General features: G+C 65.2%; 16 protein-coding genes. 9 read left to right on the top strand and 7 right to left on the bottom strand.

What is annotated here, in order from left to right; translation table 11 throughout:
* Positions 1–43: 43 nt before the first annotated feature.
* A complete protein-coding gene (locus HF916_RS41070; protein ID WP_168794404.1) occupies positions 44–853 on the bottom strand; it encodes a haloacid dehalogenase type II in 810 nt (269 codons plus the stop codon).
* A gap of 151 nt (positions 854–1,004) precedes the next feature.
* Here HF916_RS41070 and HF916_RS41065 point away from each other — a divergent pair, with 151 nt between their 5' ends.
* Both HF916_RS41065 and HF916_RS41060 read left to right on the top strand, forming a co-directional pair.
* Positions 1,005–1,907: a LysR family transcriptional regulator gene (locus HF916_RS41065; RefSeq protein ID WP_106279585.1), complete on the top strand. Its 903-nt coding sequence runs from the start codon at positions 1,005–1,007 to the stop codon at positions 1,905–1,907.
* Positions 1,908–2,104: 197 nt separating this feature from the next.
* Positions 2,105–2,539: a universal stress protein gene (locus HF916_RS41060; RefSeq protein WP_012433480.1), complete on the top strand. Its 435-nt coding sequence runs from the start codon at positions 2,105–2,107 to the stop codon at positions 2,537–2,539.
* Positions 2,540–2,788: 249 nt separating this feature from the next.
* On the opposite strand, the gene aceA is transcribed toward HF916_RS41060, so the two are convergent.
* From aceA to HF916_RS41045, 3 genes are all read right to left on the bottom strand, one after another.
* Positions 2,789–4,093, bottom strand: a complete 1,305-nt coding sequence (gene aceA / locus HF916_RS41055) for an isocitrate lyase (RefSeq protein ID WP_168794403.1) — start codon at positions 4,091–4,093, stop codon at positions 2,789–2,791.
* 458 nt (positions 4,094–4,551) lie between these two features.
* Positions 4,552–6,216, bottom strand: a complete 1,665-nt coding sequence (locus HF916_RS41050; RefSeq protein ID WP_168794402.1) for a DEAD/DEAH box helicase — start codon at positions 6,214–6,216, stop codon at positions 4,552–4,554.
* 520 nt (positions 6,217–6,736) lie between these two features.
* Positions 6,737–7,006, bottom strand: coding sequence for an acyl-CoA-binding protein (locus HF916_RS41045; RefSeq protein WP_012433477.1), 270 nt, complete (start codon positions 7,004–7,006; stop codon positions 6,737–6,739).
* 296 nt (positions 7,007–7,302) lie between these two features.
* Here HF916_RS41045 and tsaB point away from each other — a divergent pair, with 296 nt between their 5' ends.
* From tsaB to HF916_RS41025, 4 genes are read left to right on the top strand one after another with little or no spacing between them, the layout of a single operon-like run.
* Complete coding sequence (tsaB, locus tag HF916_RS41040; protein ID WP_168794401.1) at positions 7,303–8,124, top strand: tRNA (adenosine(37)-N6)-threonylcarbamoyltransferase complex dimerization subunit type 1 TsaB; 822 nt, start codon at positions 7,303–7,305, stop codon at positions 8,122–8,124.
* Positions 8,121–8,615, top strand: a complete 495-nt coding sequence (gene rimI, locus HF916_RS41035) for a ribosomal protein S18-alanine N-acetyltransferase (protein ID WP_168794400.1) — start codon at positions 8,121–8,123, stop codon at positions 8,613–8,615. Before tsaB ends, rimI begins: the two co-directional genes overlap by 4 nt.
* Positions 8,602–9,831, top strand: a complete 1,230-nt coding sequence (locus HF916_RS41030) for a uracil-DNA glycosylase (RefSeq protein WP_168794399.1) — start codon at positions 8,602–8,604, stop codon at positions 9,829–9,831. The genes rimI and HF916_RS41030 overlap by 14 nt, the downstream gene beginning before the upstream one ends.
* Complete coding sequence (locus HF916_RS41025; protein WP_168794398.1) at positions 9,828–10,829, top strand: DUF1853 family protein; 1,002 nt, start codon at positions 9,828–9,830, stop codon at positions 10,827–10,829. Before HF916_RS41030 ends, HF916_RS41025 begins: the two co-directional genes overlap by 4 nt.
* Positions 10,830–10,848: 19 nt before the next feature.
* Here the strand turns inward: HF916_RS41025 and thiD are convergent, their stop codons facing one another.
* Together thiD and lplT are read right to left on the bottom strand one after the other, a co-directional pair.
* Entirely contained in the window at positions 10,849–11,655 is an 807-nt protein-coding gene (gene thiD, locus HF916_RS41020) for a bifunctional hydroxymethylpyrimidine kinase/phosphomethylpyrimidine kinase (protein WP_168794397.1), read from the bottom strand.
* Positions 11,656–11,714: 59 nt separating this feature from the next.
* Positions 11,715–13,022 carry a lysophospholipid transporter LplT gene (gene lplT, locus HF916_RS41015; RefSeq protein ID WP_168794396.1) on the bottom strand — a complete coding sequence of 436 codons (1,308 nt, stop codon included), beginning with the start codon at positions 13,020–13,022 and terminating at the stop codon, positions 11,715–11,717.
* 221 nt (positions 13,023–13,243) lie between these two features.
* Here lplT and alr point away from each other — a divergent pair, with 221 nt between their 5' ends.
* The 3 genes from alr (at position 13,244) to HF916_RS41000 (ending at position 16,190) form a co-directional block, all read left to right on the top strand.
* Positions 13,244–14,314, top strand: a complete 1,071-nt coding sequence (gene alr, locus HF916_RS41010) for an alanine racemase (protein ID WP_168794395.1) — start codon at positions 13,244–13,246, stop codon at positions 14,312–14,314.
* Positions 14,315–14,391: 77 nt separating this feature from the next.
* Positions 14,392–15,768, top strand: coding sequence for a DNA repair protein RadA (gene radA, locus HF916_RS41005; RefSeq protein ID WP_168794394.1), 1,377 nt, complete (start codon positions 14,392–14,394; stop codon positions 15,766–15,768).
* Positions 15,769–15,911: 143 nt separating this feature from the next.
* Complete coding sequence (locus HF916_RS41000) at positions 15,912–16,190, top strand: DUF2866 domain-containing protein (RefSeq protein WP_168794393.1); 279 nt, start codon at positions 15,912–15,914, stop codon at positions 16,188–16,190.
* Positions 16,191–16,511: 321 nt separating this feature from the next.
* Here HF916_RS41000 and HF916_RS40995 read toward each other — a convergent pair whose 3' ends face one another.
* A complete protein-coding gene (locus HF916_RS40995) occupies positions 16,512–17,513 on the bottom strand; it encodes a CaiB/BaiF CoA transferase family protein (protein WP_168795828.1) in 1,002 nt (333 codons plus the stop codon).
* Positions 17,514–17,627: the final 114 nt, after the last annotated feature.

Below are 17,627 nucleotides of genomic sequence, written 5' to 3'. Positions count from 1 at the left end.
GTTGAGTTGTGTTGATGAGCGTCGCGTGATCCGGTGGTAGCCGTCATGCGCCAGGGCTGTGGCGCGTACGGCTGCCGCCTGAGCCGCTGCTGCGGCCGGACGACGCGGGGTTCTTCAGAAAAGCGAGCAGATCGGTCATGCCTCCGCCCGAGCCATGCGGCGTGACGCCCAGTTCTTCGGCTGGGGCGTTTTGCCGGTTGAGCCAGAAAGTGGTGAAGCCGAACCACGTCGCGCCCGCCACGTCCCAGCCGTTCGACGACACGAAGACGATCTCGCGCGGCACCGCGTCGAAGGCTTGCGTGCCGAGCGCGTAAGCGGCGGGCGAGGGTTTGTAGGCGCGTACGGCGTCGACGGATAGAACGTGGTCGAACAGGCGCGTCATGCCGGCGCTCTTCACGGCGATGTCGAGCATTTGCGGATTGCCGTTCGAGAGAATCGCCAGGCGTGGACGCGGGGCCGGTTCGCCGCCCGCGTGCGCAGCCGAGGACGCGTCGCGCAACTGGCGCAGCGCGGGCACGGCATCAGGGAAAGCGGACAGGCACGCATATTCGTCCATCAGACGCTTCTCGGCCGTGCGGCCCAGCGTGAGCTGAAGTTTTTTCGCGGCGAAGCGCAACGCGTCGAGCGTGATGTCCCAGAACGGCCGGTAATGCGCGCCGGGTGCGTCCGCGGAATCCGCGAGCGTGCGCAACTGCGTGTATTCGATCTGTTTTTGCCGCCACAACTGCGAAAGCGCGTCGCCGTGGCCGGGGAACATCTGCTCCGCGGCAGCGATCACCGAATGCACGTCGAAAAGCGTGCCGTAGGCGTCGAAAATCACTGCTTTAGGGGAGAGTGTCGTTGTGGCCGACATTGCCGTGCACTCCTATCAGAGGTCAGGATGGATTGTATTAGTGATGCCAGACGCTAAAAAAGAGGCTAAACATCACTTGATCTTTTACTTTCATCCACCTAATCTGACGCGCACTGACCACTTTCCCGCCTAGACGCGGCTCCCATCGCTCATGGACCGTTTCAAGCAGATCGAGACTTTCGTGACCGTCGCGGCCAAAGGCAGTCTGTCTGCCGCGGCGTCGGCCGAAGGCGTCGCGCCGGCTATCATCGGCCGCCGCATCGACGCGCTCGAAGAGCGTCTCGGCGTCAAATTGCTGGTGCGCACCACGCGCAAGATCACGCTGACCTTCGAAGGCTCGGCCTTCCTCGAAGACTGCCAGCGCATCATCCACGAGATGCAAAACGCCGAAGCCAGCGTGTCGGCGGGCGGCGTCAAGGCGAGCGGCCATTTGCGGCTGTCCGCGCCGGCAGGCTTCGGGCGCCGGCACGTCGCACCGCTGGTGCCGGCCTTCACCGTCGCGCACCCGGATGTGTCGATCACACTCGACCTGTCCGACCGCCTCGTCGATCTGGTCAACGAGGGTTTCGACTGTGCGGTGCGTCTGGGCGAACTGCCGGATTCGTCGCTGGTGTCGCTCAAGCTCGGCGAGAACCGCCGTGTGTGCGTGGCGTCGCCGTCGTATCTGAGCCGGCGCGGCGCGCCGCACAGCCTCGCCGATCTCGCGCATCACAACTGTCTCGCGCTCGGCGCGAGCGCCAACCAGCAGCGCGGCTGGATGTTCCAGCAGGGCGACAAGGTTGTGTCGATCAAGGTGTCCGGCACGATGGAATGCTCGGACGGCGCGGTGCTGCACGAATGGTGTCTCGAAGGCTACGGTCTCGCGTGGCGCTCCTGGTGGGAGGTCGGCACGGACATCGCGGCCGGGCGGCTCGTCAGCGTGCTCGACGAATTCGCCGCGCCGCCCATCGGCATTCATGCGGTGTTTCCGCAGCGTCGGCACTTGCCGCTGCGAGTGCGACTGTTTCTGGACTTTCTCAAGCATACGTATGGGCACCCTGACTACTGGGGCTAGATGCGGGGGGCTAAAATGCGGACGCTAAGTGCGCGGCTGATGGCGTCGCCGCGAACAGGGGGTTTCCGATATGCGGACAGACCCTCAACAGATTCATACGCTCAATTCCGCGACCTACAATCGATTGAAGCGGCTTGTAAGCCGAGCCTCGTTGGACGCTGACGCCGCGCTCTGCGCAGCCGGCGACGGAGGGCATCATGTTCAGGCACATCCTGGTTCCGACCGACGGTTCTGACCTGTCACGCAAGGCAATCGACGGCGCCATCGATCTCGCGCAAGCCGTCAATGCCCACGTCACCGCCTACGCGTGTCTGCCGCAATACCCGTACTCGCCGTTCTCCGACGTAGTGGTCGAACCGCCCTCCGAATTCCTGCAGCGCAGCGAGCGCGAAGCGCGCGTACATCTGCGCGAGGTGGAGATGGCGGCGCGCCGTGTCGGCGTCACGGTCGACAGCCGGACCAGTGTGCATCCGGCGCCGTATCTCGGCATCATCGAAGCGGCGGAGCAGGGCGGCTGCGATGTGATCTTCATGGCTTCGCATGGCCGCCGCGGTCTGGGCAGCCTGCTGATCGGCAGCGAAACGCAGCGGGTGCTCACGCATACGAAGATTCCGGTGATCGTGTATCGCTGAAATCGCAGGCGGAAAAAAACGCGCCGGCGGTGAGGCCGGCGCGCGCTGTGTTCGCCGCACAATCCGTTGTGCTGGCTTTCTCTCCACTGCTGCTGCGATCTCTCCCAAGTTCCTCTGCGAGATTTCGGCCGTCGAGTGCGGTACGACTCACGCCCCGACGGCCTTGCTCCTCCCTGTGACGGCGGCACTTTGACCGAGCCGTTTCGACCGTCTATCTGCCTTGTTCCAGCGATCAGACCGCGCGGTTGCTTACGCGACCTTCTTGTCGAAGAACTGTTCGTCTTCCGTCGAGCCGTGCAGCGCGGTCGTCGATGCATCGCGTTCGACCGTTTGCGTCACAGCGTCGAAGTAGCCAGTGCCCACTTCGCGTTGATGCTTGACCGCGGTGAAGCCCTTTTCGGCGGCAGCGAATTCGGCCTGCTGCATTTCGACGAAGGCGGTCATCTGGTTGCGGGCATAGCCGTGCGCGAGGTTGAACATCGAGTAGTTCAGCGCGTGGAAGCCGGCCAGCGTGATGAACTGGAACTTGTAGCCCATCGCGCCGAGTTCGCGCTGGAACTTGGCGATCGTCGCGTCGTCGAGATTCTTCTTCCAGTTGAACGACGGCGAGCAGTTGTACGACAGCAGTTGATCCGGGTACTCCTTGTGGATCGCGTCGGCGAATTTCTTCGCGAACTCGAGGTCCGGCTTGCCGGTTTCGCACCAGATCATGTCGGCGTACGGCGCGTAGGCGAGGCCACGCGAGATCGCTTGCTCGAGACCCGGCTTCGTGCGGTAGAAACCTTCCACCGTGCGCTCGCCGGTCAGGAACGGCTTGTCGTTGTCGTCGATGTCCGACGTGATCAGGTCGGCGGCTTCCGCATCGGTGCGAGCCAGCAACACGGTCGACGTGCCCGAGACGTCAGCGGCCAGACGCGCGGCCGTCAGTTTGGCGATGTTTTCACGCGTCGGCACGAGCACCTTACCGCCCATGTGACCGCATTTCTTCACCGAAGCCAGTTGGTCTTCGAAGTGCACGCCCGCGGCGCCGGCATCGATCATCGCCTTCATCAGTTCGAATGCGTTCAGCACGCCGCCGAAGCCGGCTTCGGCATCCGCCACGATCGGTTGGAAGTAGTCCACGTAGCCTTCATCGCCCGGATTCTTGCCTTCCGACCACTGGATCTGGTCAGCGCGCGTCAGCGTGTTGTTGATGCGCTTCACGACGAGCGGCACCGAGTTCGCCGGATACAGCGACTGGTCCGGGTACATTTCACCGGCGACGTTCGCGTCACCCGCCACTTGCCAGCCCGACAGATAGATCGCCTTGAGGCCGGCCTTGACCTGCTGCATGGCCTGATTGCCGGTCAGCGCGCCGAGCGAGTTGACGAACGGCTCGTTGTTCACGCTTTCCCAGAGCTTTTCCGCGCCGCGCTTGGCGAGCGTGTGCTCGACTTGCACCGAACCGCGCAGGCGGATCACGTCTTCCGCCGTGTAGCTGCGCTTCACGCCTTTCCAGCGCGGATCGGTTTCCCATTGCTGTTGGAGTTGCTTGGCTTGTTCTTGACGGGACATGGTGTGCTCCTTGGTTGCCTGTAATGGATAAGTGACTCTGTCTTCGGCGAAGCGGCTGGCCGGTTGGGGCGTTTCGTTTCGTGAAGTCTTGTATAAGAGTCTAGGCAAATCGGCGGTTGCGCAATAGTCGCCAAGAAGGCCTTTTGGAATATTTATTTGTATTTAAAATCAACGAATTACATTGTGCGTTTCACATTAAGAAACGACTTTTCCCATCTTGCAACAGGCCGTCTTGTGCCGTGCAGCACGATTTTTTACGACGCAAAAAAATTTTCCACATCGTGAAATTTGGGGCGCGCCGACATACGGGCGAAAAAAAACCGGCGCATGAGCACCGGTTTCTTCCGACTGACGAACGGCGCGTGGCCGTCCGGGTCTTTTTTCAAGCTGACTGCGCAGTACTGCGCGGGCGCCGCAAGAGGCCGAAGCCCTGAAGCAGAGTGCGCCCGGTTCAGTACTTAGCTGCCGCGACGCGCCGTACGCGGGCCGTCGCTGCGGCGTGCGCCGTAGCCGCCGTCGCGCGAACCGCCGTAGCCTTCACGCGAGCCGCCGCCGAAGCCGCCTTCACGCGAACCACCGCCGAAGCCGCCTTCACGCGAGCCACCGCCGGCCGACTTGCCGGCCCAGCCGCCGCCATTGCTGCTGCCGCTACCGCTGCGCGCACCGCCGCCGTTACCAGCCGGCTTGCCCGAACCGCTACCGAAGCGACGGCCACCGCCGTTGCCACCGCCCGGACGGCCGCGGCCGCCAAAGCCCGGACGGCCGTTACCCGAGGGAGCCGACTTGCGCGGCTCGAAGCCTTCGACGACATTGACCGGCAGCGGAGTGCGCACGAAGCGCTCGATGCGCTTCAACGCGCCTTGTTCCGCGTGATGCACGAGGCTCACCGCGATACCCGAGCGGCCAGCACGGCCAGTACGGCCGATGCGGTGCACGTAGTCTTCGGCGAACTTCGGCAGGTCGTAGTTGAACACGTGCGTGATGCCCGGGATGTCGATACCGCGAGCGGCGACGTCCGTGGCGACCAGCACGCGCACACGACGCTCGCGCAGGGCCTTGATCGTGCGGTTACGTGCGCCTTGCGGCAGATCGCCGTGCAGGGCAGCCGATTCGAAACCAGCGTCGGCCAGACGGCCAGCCAGTTGATCCGCGTCCATCTTGGTTGCCGTGAAGACGATAGCCTGGTCGAGGCCTTCGTCGCGCAGCAGATGGTCGAGCAGACGGTCCTTGTGATCGCGGTCGTCGACGTAATGGACGGTCTGCGCGATGTTGGTGCGCTGTTCCAGACGTTGAACGATCTCGATCCGTTCCGGATCCTTCAGCAGGCGGCCCGTCAGCGAACCGATCTTGCCGTCGAGCGTGGCCGAGAACAGCATGGTTTGACGCGTAGCCGGCGTAGCGGCGACGATCGTTTCGATGTCTTCGATGAAGCCCATGTCGAGCATGCGGTCGGCTTCGTCGAGCACGAGGATCTGCAGTTGCGACAGATCGATACGGCCGCGTTCCAGGTGGTCGATCAAACGGCCCGGCGTGGCAACCAGGATTTCCGGGTTCTTGGCCAGCAGCATCAGTTGTTGACCATAAGCGACGCCGCCCAGAATGCTGACGGTGCGCAGACGCTTGAGGTGCTTGCCGTACGTGGCAGCGGCGGTGGTGACCTGCATCGCGAGTTCGCGGGTCGGCGTCAGAACCAGCATGGTCGGACGGGCAACCGGTTGCGGACGACGCGTGCGGGCGCCGTCAGCCGGACGCGGTTCACGCGGCTGGCTGGCTTGTGCTTTTTGCAGTTGCGAGAAACGCTCGATGGCGGGCAGCATGAACGCGGCGGTCTTGCCCGAACCGGTCGGGCTCGAGACCATCAGATCGCGGCCGGCGATGCCAGCGGGGATTGCGCGTTGCTGAACCGGAGTCGGGTTTTGATAACCAGCGGCGGTCAGCGCGGAGACGACATCCGCGGAGAGACCGAGCGACGCGAACGACGGGCCGGTCGGCGCTGCGGCTTCTGCGGCAACAGCTTCCGGAGCGGCAGCGATGGCTGCGGCTTGTGCGGGAGCGTCGGCGAGACCGAGGGCTTGATCGGCGATGGCGTTCAACGGGCTGCTGGGGGTATTGCTCGAAGTCATGAGAATCCTTGGTACACAGGGAATTAAAACGTCGGCGCCAATCGGCATACCCAAGTCGTCGGATTCAGCGAGCAAAGAAGCAGCGAGCAAATCGAAAAACGGGGGCAGCTCGCGACAATGAAGGCGAGCTTTTCGTTAGAAGCTGTATCGGATGCGACATGCCAACACGGCGTGCCGCCAGCCTGGGACATGATCGCCCGTAGGGGGCTAGGCAGGAGGGGACAGGTTCTAAACTGGATTGGAGCTAAACGCTACGAGGCGCTGCGCCGCAAAGGCCGCTAGAGGAAAGCCGGGCAAAGCAGTGAAGCGCAGGCAGCATTGTATAGCCTTTTGCTGCACTGCGCCACTATTAGGACTTTTCCTAACGGAAAAGTTTGTGCCGGGTGACTGTTCGGGCGGCTCGATGGACGGCTGCCCCGGCCGCCCATCGCCGTGCCGGCGTGGTTCAGGCCGATTCGCCGCTGCCTGGTGCGGGGCCGGAGCGGCCGCCTGACGCCGCCCGGCGTCGATCTGGGGCGAGTCAGGCCGACGCGCCGCTCTTGAGCGATTCGACGAGTTCGACGTATTGCTGCTTCGCGGCGTCCTGCGCGGTTCCCTTGAGCGCCGCCCACGCGTCGTACTTGTATTTGCCGACGATATCGGTGAAGCCAGGTTTGTCGCCCTGAACGTCGCCGCGGGTGGCCTGCTTGTAGAGCGCGTAGAGGCGCAGCAGGGTGAGATTGCCCGGACGCTCCGGCAACTGCTGGACGTCTTCGTGGGCTTGGGTGAACTGGGTGTCGATGTCGGTCATTGTCGTTGTGCCCGCCAGGCGGGATCGGGATTGAACTCGGCTGACGATCATAACAACTGGATGCCGCCGCGGGGCCGAGGGCTTATTCCAAACGCCGGCCGGCGATCCGGCACAAGACGGACAGCCTCGGGCGCGAGGCGAACGAGTTTGGCGCAAACCGTACCGCCGTAGACCGTACCGCCGCAGACGCGAGCCATATGCCCCTGGCGCGAGCCAAACCACCCTGGCGCATGCCAAACCACCCTGGCGCATGCCAAACCACATTTGCGCGCGCCGTGCCGATTACAATACGGTCCATGACTCAAACTGTGCTCCTCGCCCTCGATACCTCGACCGAATTCTGCTCGGTAGCGCTTCTGGCCGCCGCCGGCAATACGGCCGGCGCCACACCTGAAGAGGCACGCGCCGAGCCGCGTCTGTGGGTGCGCCACGAGCAGACCGGCGCGGTTTCCAGCACGCGCCTGCTCCCCGCCATCCGCGAACTTTTCGACGAAGCCGGCCTGACACTGGCGGACTGCGACGCCATCGCCTTTGGTTCTGGCCCGGGCTCGTTCACCGGCCTGCGTACCGCCACTGGTGTCGCCCAAGGTCTCGCGTTCGGCCTGAATCTGCCGGTCGTGCCAGTCAGCACGCTGCTCGCCTGTGCCGAGAGCGCCCGCCTGCGCGATGCATCGGCGACGCGCGTGGTCGCCGCGCTCGACGCCCGCATGGACGAAATCTATTGGGCCGACTACGCCTGGGACGACGCGCAGGGTGAATGGCGCACGCTGCAGGCGGCTTCGCTCGATGCGCCAGACCGGCTCGTTTTGCCCGACGTCCCCTTCACGCTGGCAGGCAATGCCGCCGCGGCGTTCGGCGCGCGACTGCCCGCGGTTGCCGCGGCGCGCAGCGTCGATGGCGAAGCGCTGCCGCACGCCGTGCCGCTGGCCCACGCCGCGCTGCGCGCGTTGCGCGCCGGCCGCACGGTGCCCGCCGACCAGGCCGCGCCGGAATACGTGCGCGACAAGGTCGCCTTAACCACCGCCGAGCGGGTCGCCGAGAAAGCTGAAAAAGCCGCCAAGGCCGAGCAGGCCGCCAGACTCGCGCACGACGCAGCGCAAGGCGAGGGCCGGCAATGAGTGGCGTGTTGCTCGCGGACCGCTACATGTCGCCGATGACTGAAGGCGATCTGGACGAAGTCGCCGCCATCGAAAAAATCGCTTACGAGTTTCCATGGAGCCGGGGCAATTTCGGCGACTCGCTGCGCAACGGTTACTTCGGCATCTGTCTGCGCCATGTCACGGGCGCGCTGATCGGCTATTGCGTGTTGATGCCGGTCGTCGACGAAATGCATCTGCTCAATCTGTGCGTGACACCTGCGGCGCAAGGCGCCGGCGCCGGGCTCGCGCTGCTGCGCGAAGCCGTGCGCATTACCCGCGCTGAAAAACTCGAGGGCCTGCTGCTGGAAGTGCGACCGTCGAATCATCGGGCGATCCGGCTTTATGAGCGCTTCGGCTTTGCTTCGATCGGCCGGCGCAAAAACTATTATCCGGCGCGGCATCGCAGCCGGGAGGACGCCATCGTGATGCGTTTCTCGTTTGCCACGGAGGGCGCAGATGGCGCTGCATGAATCGGTACTGGAAGAGTTCGGACTCACTCCGCTGTGGGTGCGTCGTGGCATGGCGGCGGCGCAGGAGCCGGTTGTTGAACCGCAGGCGCAAGCCGCAGCCGTGGCCGTGGTCGGGGAGGGCGCGGCTGTGCCGGCCGCGCCGGGGGCGCGTCGTGATGATGCGCGTGGCGCGGCGCCAGGGTTGCCGCCCGTTGCTCGCGCGCAGGAACCCTCGCAGCCCGCGAAGCACGCGGCCGACGTTCAACAAGCCAACGCCGCGCCAGCGCCAGGCGAACGACGCGCGCCTGGCCGTCCGGATCAGGCATCGCCCGCGGCCGGGGCACGCGATCGGTTCGATGAACGCCAGCCGACGGCCGAAACGCGCGCAGGCGAGTCGCCACGTTCCATGCAGACCGGCGAGCAAGCTGAACGTCAAAGGCAGCCTTCACAAGACCCGACGCAAGGCCGGATGCAAGCGTCGGTCGAGGCACACCAGCCGCAAGCATCGCAGCCAACGCGACTACAGCAACCCCGCAGCCCCGAGCCGCCAACGTTCGATGCACCACCCGACGACGATTTCGCATGGTTCGACGACCTGCCGACCCAAGCTCCCGCGGACGCACGCCACGACGCCCCCGCGGCGCCGGCAATCCACACGCTGGACTGGGACGCGCTGAGCGAGCGCGTGGCCGCCTGCCAGCTTTGCCGTCTGTGCGAGAAGCGCACGAACACGGTATTCGGCGTCGGCGATCGCGGCGCGGACTGGATGCTGATCGGCGAAGCGCCGGGTGAGAACGAGGATCGTCTGGGCGAGCCGTTCGTCGGCCAGGCCGGCAAGCTGCTCGACAACATGCTGCGTTCGCTGACGCTCGCGCGCGACACCAACGTCTATATCGCGAACGTGATCAAGTGCCGGCCGCCCGGCAACCGCAATCCCGAACCGGACGAAGTCGCGCGTTGCGAGCCGTATCTGCAACGTCAGGTCGCGCTGGTCAAGCCGAAGCTGATCGTCGCGCTCGGCCGCTTCGCGGCGCAGAGTCTGCTGAAAACCGAGGCGAGCATTTCGTCGCTGCGCGGCCGCGTGCACGAATACGAAGGCGTGCCCGTGGTCGTCACCTATCACCCGGCGTATCTGTTGCGCAGCCTGCCCGATAAGGCGAAAGCCTGGGCTGACCTGTGCCTCGCGCGCGACACGTGGCGGGCGGCCGGCGGCGCGCCGTCGAACGCGTCGAAGTGACGGCCGCCGAGGGGCCGGCGGCGGGCTCCGCCGCTGCGGCCGGCATCGATGCCGCGAGCCGCGATACGCTGCTCGACACCTTGCAAGACGCTGCCGTTCGCGATCTCGCGTGGCTGCTGCTGAGCGCCGATCTGTTGCGCCCGCAACCACCGGTGGGTGCGCTGGCAAATGCCTTCGACACACCGCAGGAAGCGCAGGCGACCATCGACTGGCTGCACGCGCTCGACGCCGCGCCCGAACCCTTGCATCACGAACTCGCGGCGACGCGCATCACGCGCCTCGGCCGGTATGCCGAACGGCTGCTCGGCTGGTTCCTGCAACATGGGCCGGGGGCGCGGCTGGTGGCGGCGAGCGTGCCGTTGCGGCGCGCGGGCGTCACGCTCGGCGAATGCGATTTTCTGGTGCAGACGCGGCAGGGCGCGCGGCTGCATTGGGAGCTGGCCGTGAAGTGCTATCTGCATGCCGGCGGAGGGCGCGCGCAGTTATCCGACTACGTCGGCCCGAATCTGAAAGACCGCTTCGATCTGAAGCTCGCGCATGTGCTGAATCACCAGTTGCCGTTGAGCGCGCGTGAGGAGTTTGCCTCGGTCGGCTACGCGGGTCCGTGGACGCCGCAGATGTTCATCAAAGGCTGGCTGTTTTACCGACATGGCGAGACGCCGCTCAATCCCGTCGAACTCGATCCGGCGCATGGTCGCGGCTGGTGGGTGACGCGCAGTGATTGGCCGGCGTTCGCGGTGGCGCATGCGGAGAAGTGGCGCACATTGCCGCGGCTGGAGTGGCTCGCGCCGCGACGGCATACGCTGCACGAGGCACAGGCCGCGGGCCTGGCGTTCGTCGATGCAGAAACCCTTGCCGGGCAAACTTCACATCAGCACGGACCGGCGATGGTCGCCGCGTTCACCGAGGACAGTGCGGGCAATCTGATCGAACGCTCGCGCGGCTTTATCGTGCCGGACGAGTGGCCCGAGCTGGCGCAACACTACGCGCGGCAGTAGCGGCGGTCACAACGCCTCCTCACCACCACCGATAAAAATGATGCACCGGCCCCACGCCGCTGCCGACGTCGAGTCGATCGCTCGCTTGCAGCGCGCCGGTCAAATACAGCTTCGCATCGGCGACGGCGCTCGCCAGATCGCCACGCTGCGGAATCAATGCCGCAATCGCCGACGACAGCGTACAGCCCGTCCCATGCGTATTCTTCACCGGCACCCGCGGGCCACCGAGACGTAGCGTGCCGCTGTCCTGCACCAGCCAGTCCGGACTATCCGTCGCGCTCAAATGGCCGCCCTTCATCAGCACCGCGCGTGCGCCGAGCGCGCGCAGTGCTTCGCCTTGCTCGACCATGCCGGCTTCGTCGGTCGCGGCTTGCACGCCGAGCAGCGCGGCCGCTTCCGGCAGATTGGGCGTCAGCAGATCGGCGAGCGGCAGCAACTCGTCGCGCACCGCCGCGACCGCATCCGGCAGCAGCAACGCGTGGTTGCTCTTCGAAATCATCACGGTGTCGAGCACGATGTGCTTTGGCTTGTGCCGGCGCAGCGCGTCGGCGACCGCGCGCGCGATCGGCGCGTTCGCCAGCATGCCGATCTTCACGGCGTCGATGCGGATGTCGTCGAACACCGCGTCGAGTTGCGCGGTAATGAAGCCGGGGTCCGGCGCGTGAATCGCGGTGACGCCGCGCGTGTTCTGCGCGGTGAGCGCGGTGATCACGCTCGCGCCGTACGCGCCGAGCGCCGAGAAAGCCTTCAGATCGGCCTGAATGCCAGCGCCGCCGCCGGAATCGGAACCGGCGATTGTCAGCACATTGGGAATCGGTTGAGTCATGGCAAAGCGAGGAAGGAGGAAGGCGCGGGTCGCTGCGTGAGCGGACGACCCGCCGCGGGTCAGTGCTTGACTTCGCCGATCAGCGCGACCGAGTCGAACGCACGCTGGTTGGCCTGGTGGCGCCGCATCACGAACCACATCATCACGCAGACGAAGGTGCCGAACAGCACGATCACCGCCGTAACCGGCACGTCGAGCCACACCAGCACGGCGTAGAGGCACAGCATCACGAGCACGGACAGGTTTTCGTTGAAGTTCTGCACGGCGATCGAGTGACCGGCCGACAGCAGCACGTGCCCGCGATGCTGGAGCAGCGCGTTCATCGGCACGACGAAAAAGCCCGACAGGCCGCCGACGATCATCAGGAAAATGTACGCGACGATCAGATAGCCCGGCAGATGCACGCGGCCGAAATAGAGACCCCAATGGGCAGGGAACAGGTCGCGTGTGTAGAACGCCATCAGCATCACGGCGATGCCCATCATGATGCCGACCGGCAACACCGACAGCGACTTCTTTAACGGCACCCGCGAGGCCGCGAAGATCGCGCCGGCCGCCACGCCCACGGCCACCACCGCCTGGAGGATGGCCGCTTCGGAGAGCGACATGTTGAGCGACACCTCGGCCCACTTCAGCACGATGAATTGCAGCGTCGCGCCGGCGCCCCAGAACAGCGTGGTGACGGCGAGCGAAATCTGGCCGAGCTTGTCGCGCCATAGCACGAGGAAACAGTCGGCGAAATCGGTGACGAGTTTGATCGGGCCGCGTTCCTGTCTCGGATAGCGCGCGCCGGTGTCGGGAATGCGCAGATTGAAGAGCGCCGCGATCACGTAGATGGCCATGATGACCAGCATCGCCGCCTCGGCGGGTGTGTTGACCGAGGGAATGTGGTGCCGCAGGATCGGCGCGGCGATGTGCGGGCTGATGAGCGCTCCACCGAGCACGGTACCGAGAATGATCGAGCCGACGGTCGTGCCTTCGATCCAGCCATTCGCGGCGACCAGCCGGTCAGGCGGAAGCAGTTCGGTCAGGATGCCGTATTTGGCGGGCGAGTAGGCCGCCGCGCCAAAGCCGACGATCCCATACGCGAGCAGCGGATGCGCGCCCACCAACATCGTGATGCAACCGACGACCTTGATGGTATTGGTGATGAACATCACGCGTCCTTTCGGACGGGAGTCGGCGAAGGCGCCCACGAAGGCGGCGAGAACGACGTACGACAGCACAAAGAACAACTTGAGCAGCGGCGTCATCCAGTTAGGGGCGTGAAGATCTTTCAGCAGTGCGATAGCAGCAATCAGAAGCGCATTGTCGGCCAGCGACGAAAAAAACTGCGCGGCCATGATGGTGTAAAAACCTTTTTTCATCTGATGCGATGCTGTCCTCGCTGCGGTCTATCCGCCCCGGCCGCTGGTTGAGCGTCCGGGCTTATGCCGTTCGTCGAAATGGGTTGTGCGCACGGCTTTATATCATGAAAATAGATGGATTCGGACTAGCAAAATCCTTGATCGCACCGCCCAGCGGGCTACGGAGCGCTGAAAACGCCCTGTAAGCCGCTGATTCGCAAGCGTCTTTACGAAAATATCCCATGCCGCGCCCGCTCTCAGCCACGATTCATACCTCCGCTCTCGCCAATAATCTCGCCGTTGCCCGGCGCTACGCACCGAAATCCAAAATCTGGGCCGTCGTCAAGGCAAACGCCTACGGGCACGGCCTTGCGCGCGTTTTTCCGGGCCTGCGCGCAACCGACGGCTTTGGGTTGCTGGACCTCGAAGAAGCCGTGAAGTTGCGTGAATTGGGCTGGGCCGGCCCGATTCTTCTGCTCGAAGGCTTCTTTCGTCCGACCGATATCGACGTGATCGACCGCTACAGCCTGACCACCGCGCTGCATTCGGACGAACAATTGCGCATGCTCGAAATGGCGCGCCTGTCCAAACCGGTCAATATCCAGTTGAAGATGAACACCGGCATGAACCGCCTCGGTTACACGCCGGAGAAGTTCCGCGCCGCGTGGGAACGCGCGCGCGCCGCCCAAGGCGTCGGCCAGATCACGTTGATGACCCATTTCTCGGACGCCGACGGTGATCGCGGCGTGGACTATCAGGTGCAGGCGTTCGAGCGCGGCGCGCAAGGCATCGCCGGCGCGCGCAGCCTCGCCAATTCGGCGGCCACGCTGTGGCATCCGGCCACGCACTTCGACTGGGTACGCCCGGGCATCATCATGTACGGCGCGTCGCCGTCCGGCCTCACGGCGGCGATCGAAGGCACCGGCCTGCAGCCCGCCATGACGCTCGCCTCGGAACTGATCGCCGTGCAAACGCTCGTCGAAGGCCATACGGTCGGCTACGGGTCGTCGTTCAAAGCGCGTGGTTCGATGCGCATCGGCGTGGTGGCGTGCGGCTACGCGGACGGCTATCCGCGCGTCGCGCCGGAAGGCACGCCGGTGATCGTCGACGGCGTGCGCACGCGGATCGTCGGGCGCGTCTCGATGGACATGCTCACCGTCGACCTGACGCCGGTTCCGACCGCCAACGTCGGCTCGCGCGTCGAGCTGTGGGGCACCTCGCTGCCAATCGACGACGTCGCGCAGGCGTGCGGCACCATCGGCTATGAGCTGATGTGCGCCGTGGCGCCGCGCGTGCCGGTGCGGGCTGAGTAAAGGCGCGCAACCCGGGCGTGTACCTGGCCTCGCAGCAAGCGTTTCAATCCAAAGAACAGCAACACAGGCAATAGCGCGTGGCAAAACCCAAAACGTTGTACATCTGCAGTGAATGCGGCGGGCAATCGCCGAAATGGGCCGGCCAGTGCCCTTCGTGCAATGCGTGGAACACGCTGGTCGAGTCGGTGGCGGAAGCGCCCTCCACGCATCGCTTCCAGTCGCTCGCGAAGAGCGCGCCGGTGCGCCGTCTCGCCGATATCGATGCATCCGATGTGCCGCGCTTTTCCACCGGCGTCAGCGAGTTCGACCGCGTGCTCGGTGGCGGTCTGGTGCCGGGCGGCGTGGTGCTGATCGGCGGCGATCCGGGCATCGGCAAATCGACGCTGTTGCTGCAATCGCTCGCGGAAATCGCCGCCGACAAACGCGCGCTCTATATCAGCGGCGAAGAGTCGGCCGCGCAGATTGCGTTGCGCGCGCAACGGCTTTCGTTGCTGGAGCCGGGCTCGAAGGCGAGCGAACTGCAATTGCTGGCGGAAATCCAGCTCGAAAAAATCCAGGCGACGATCGCCGAGCAGCGGCCCGATGTCGCGGTGATCGACTCGATCCAGACCGTCTATTCCGACGCGCTGACTTCCGCGCCGGGCTCGGTCGCCCAGGTGCGCGAGTGCGCGGCGCAACTTACGCGCATTGCCAAGCAGTCGGGCACCACCATCATCATGGTCGGCCACGTGACCAAGGAAGGCGCGCTGGCCGGGCCGCGCGTGCTCGAACACATCGTCGACACGGTGTTGTACTTCGAGGGCGACACGCATTCCTCGTATCGTCTGGTGCGCGCGATCAAGAACCGCTTCGGCGCGGTCAACGAACTCGGCGTGTTCGCCATGACCGAGCGCGGCTTGCGCGGCGTGGCCAATCCGTCGGCGCTGTTTCTGTCGCAGCACGAGCAGTCGGTGCCGGGCTCGTGCGTGCTGGTGACGCAGGAGGGCACGCGGCCGCTGCTGGTCGAAGTGCAGGCCCTCGTGGACTCCGCCAACGCACCGAATCCGCGCCGTCTTGCGGTCGGCCTGGAGCAGAACCGGCTGGCGATGCTGCTGGCGGTGCTGCACCGGCATGCGGGCATCGCGTGTTTCGATCAGGACGTGTTCCTGAACGCCGTGGGCGGCGTGAAGATCACCGAGCCCGCCGCCGACCTGGCCGTGCTGCTCGCGATTCATTCGTCCATGCGTAACAAGCCGCTGCCCAAGGGGCTGGTGGTGTTCGGGGAAGTGGGCCTCGCCGGCGAGATCCGGCCGTCGCCGCGCGGTCAGGATCGCCTGAAGGAAGCCGCCAAACTGGGCTTTTCGGTCGCGGTGATTCCCAAGGCCAATGCGCCGAAGCAGCCGATAGAAGGCTTACAGGTTGTTGCGGTCGAGCGGATCGAACAGGCCATCGACCGGGTCCGCACGCTTGAATAGACGGGGGTTCGGGCGTCCTGAGGCGCCCGACGTTCCGTAATGGCCGGTAAATATCTCCATATTGGCTGTAACCTACCCGACATTCCTTTTTCCTAAGCTGCAAGGGTATGCATCCCTTCTGATGCCCGAAAAAGGATCGCGCCTTGAAACAGTCATATGAAACCGTAGCCGAGCGGCCGATACAGGTGCGCGGCTGCCGCGTCTCCGCGCCTATTCGCCAGCCATGGGGCGGCGCTTGCCGGATCGTCGAGTGGATCGACACGGCAGGGCAGATCTCGCGGCGGGTCGTAGCCGAAGATGCCACGGCCGCTGAGGTCCGCGCGACGATCAACCGTCATGTGGAAGGCCGCAAGCACGTGCTGTACGACGACGAAAAGACGCCGCGCCAGACATTGCCGCGGCAGACCGCGGCGCGGCGCTGAGGGTTTTTGAGGCGCGGCGCGGACCTGCTGGCGCGGGGTCGGGGTTAGTTTTCTGCCCCAGTCGGCTCTTTTGCCTCATGAGGCAAATGGCGCAAACGGCGCAAATAGCGCAATGCCGCAGACCAGGCCAATGCCTCCGACGCCGCAATTGAGGCCAATCAGGCTATCTGTGCCGATCAGCCTGTCGGGGGCAAACGCGCTGAACACCAAGCCCGGTTTTGCCCGCCAGCCTGGACTGCACCGCCGCGCAAATTCATCCGCCCACTACCTGCTCAATCTAGCTTCTTCGTCGTCACCACTCGCGCTTGCCGCCTCTTAAGCCTACGGATTGAACAGCGGATGCCGCGCGGCTTCGGCCGCCGTCAGCACCGGCGAGACACAGCAGTCGAGCGGCTCCAGCAGCAAAACCCATTCTTCCAGCGGACGCTTGCCGATCACGTCGGCAAGTTCCTGTATGAGCGCGGCCGCGTCCGGACCGCCGATCGCCTGGCCGAGACTCCAGTGGCGCGTGGCCCATTCGGGTCGGTCGAGCGCCATGCAGAGCGTTTCCCAGAACTTCAGTTCGAGCGCGCCGACCGCGAGCCAGCGGTTATCGAGCGTGCGGTACAGGTTGTAGCAGGGCACGCCGCCATTCAGCAGACCGGCGCCGGCAGCAGGCGCCGCGCCATCATTGGCGAGCGCGACCTGCGCCACCACGTTGTGCGCGTGGGTGACATGCGTCATGGAGACATCGACGAAGCGGCCTTCGCCGCCGCGCGACACATGCCATAGCGCCGCGAGAATCTGCGTGACCGCGCTCAGGGCACCGCCGAGCAGATCGGCAATCTGGAAATTCGGCAGGATCGGCGCGCCGTCACGGCCCGCCAGTTGATCGAGCACGCCCGCATAGCCGATGTAGTTCAGATCGTGCCCTGCATGGTCGACGAACGGACCGCTCGCGCCGTATCCGCTGATTGCGCAGTAGACCAGCCGGGGATTGAGCGCGCGCAACGTTTCGTAGCCGAGGCCCAGCCGCTCCATCACACCGGGCCGGAAACTCTCGATCAGCACGTCCGCTTCCGCGGCGAGCGCGCACAGCACGTTGCGTCCCGCCTCGGACTTGAGGTCGAGGCGCGTTTCGCGCTTGCCGCGATTCACCAGCCGGTAAAACGCGCCGGGCCGCCCGGCCACGCGATCGCTCGACGACTGCATCATCGTGCGGGTGGGATCGCCGGCGCCGGGCGCTTCGATCTTCAGCACGTCGGCGCCCAGCTCGGCGAGCCGCAGGGCGGCGACCGGTCCCGGCAGCAGGCGTGTCAGATCGAGCACGCGCAGCCCTTGCAGCGCGGGCGGCGCGGACGCGGCCGGTGAAGCGGCCGACGAAGTGGCCGAAGCTGCGGCCGATGAATCAGGCGTTGAGACGGATGATGTCGCGGATGACAAAGCCAACCTCCCGTC

The sequence above is a fragment of the Paraburkholderia aromaticivorans genome (assembly GCF_012689525.1).
Lineage (GTDB): Bacteria > Pseudomonadota > Gammaproteobacteria > Burkholderiales > Burkholderiaceae > Paraburkholderia > Paraburkholderia aromaticivorans_A.
Note: the sequence above shows the minus strand (reverse complement) of the source record. Positions and strands in the feature narration are given on the sequence as shown.

Excerpts from the sequence above, each read along its gene's own strand:
- HF916_RS41070 (WP_168794404.1), bottom strand. The coding sequence starts at position 853 with ATGTCGGCCACAACGACACTCTCCCCTAAAGCAGTGATTTTCGACGCC.
- HF916_RS41050 (WP_168794402.1), bottom strand. The coding sequence starts at position 6,216 with ATGACTTCGAGCAATACCCCCAGCAGCCCGTTGAACGCCATCGCCGAT.
- HF916_RS41065 (WP_106279585.1), top strand. The coding sequence starts at position 1,005 with ATGGACCGTTTCAAGCAGATCGAGACTTTCGTGACCGTCGCGGCCAAA.
- tsaB (WP_168794401.1), top strand. The coding sequence starts at position 7,303 with ATGACTCAAACTGTGCTCCTCGCCCTCGATACCTCGACCGAATTCTGC.
- HF916_RS41030 (WP_168794399.1), top strand. The coding sequence starts at position 8,602 with ATGGCGCTGCATGAATCGGTACTGGAAGAGTTCGGACTCACTCCGCTG.
- aceA (WP_168794403.1), bottom strand. The coding sequence starts at position 4,093 with ATGTCCCGTCAAGAACAAGCCAAGCAACTCCAACAGCAATGGGAAACC.
- HF916_RS41045 (WP_012433477.1), bottom strand. The coding sequence starts at position 7,006 with ATGACCGACATCGACACCCAGTTCACCCAAGCCCACGAAGACGTCCAG.
- rimI (WP_168794400.1), top strand. The coding sequence starts at position 8,121 with ATGAGTGGCGTGTTGCTCGCGGACCGCTACATGTCGCCGATGACTGAA.
- lplT (WP_168794396.1), bottom strand. The coding sequence starts at position 13,022 with ATGAAAAAAGGTTTTTACACCATCATGGCCGCGCAGTTTTTTTCGTCG.
- alr (WP_168794395.1), top strand. The coding sequence starts at position 13,244 with ATGCCGCGCCCGCTCTCAGCCACGATTCATACCTCCGCTCTCGCCAAT.
- HF916_RS41060 (WP_012433480.1), top strand. The coding sequence starts at position 2,105 with ATGTTCAGGCACATCCTGGTTCCGACCGACGGTTCTGACCTGTCACGC.
- thiD (WP_168794397.1), bottom strand. The coding sequence starts at position 11,655 with ATGACTCAACCGATTCCCAATGTGCTGACAATCGCCGGTTCCGATTCC.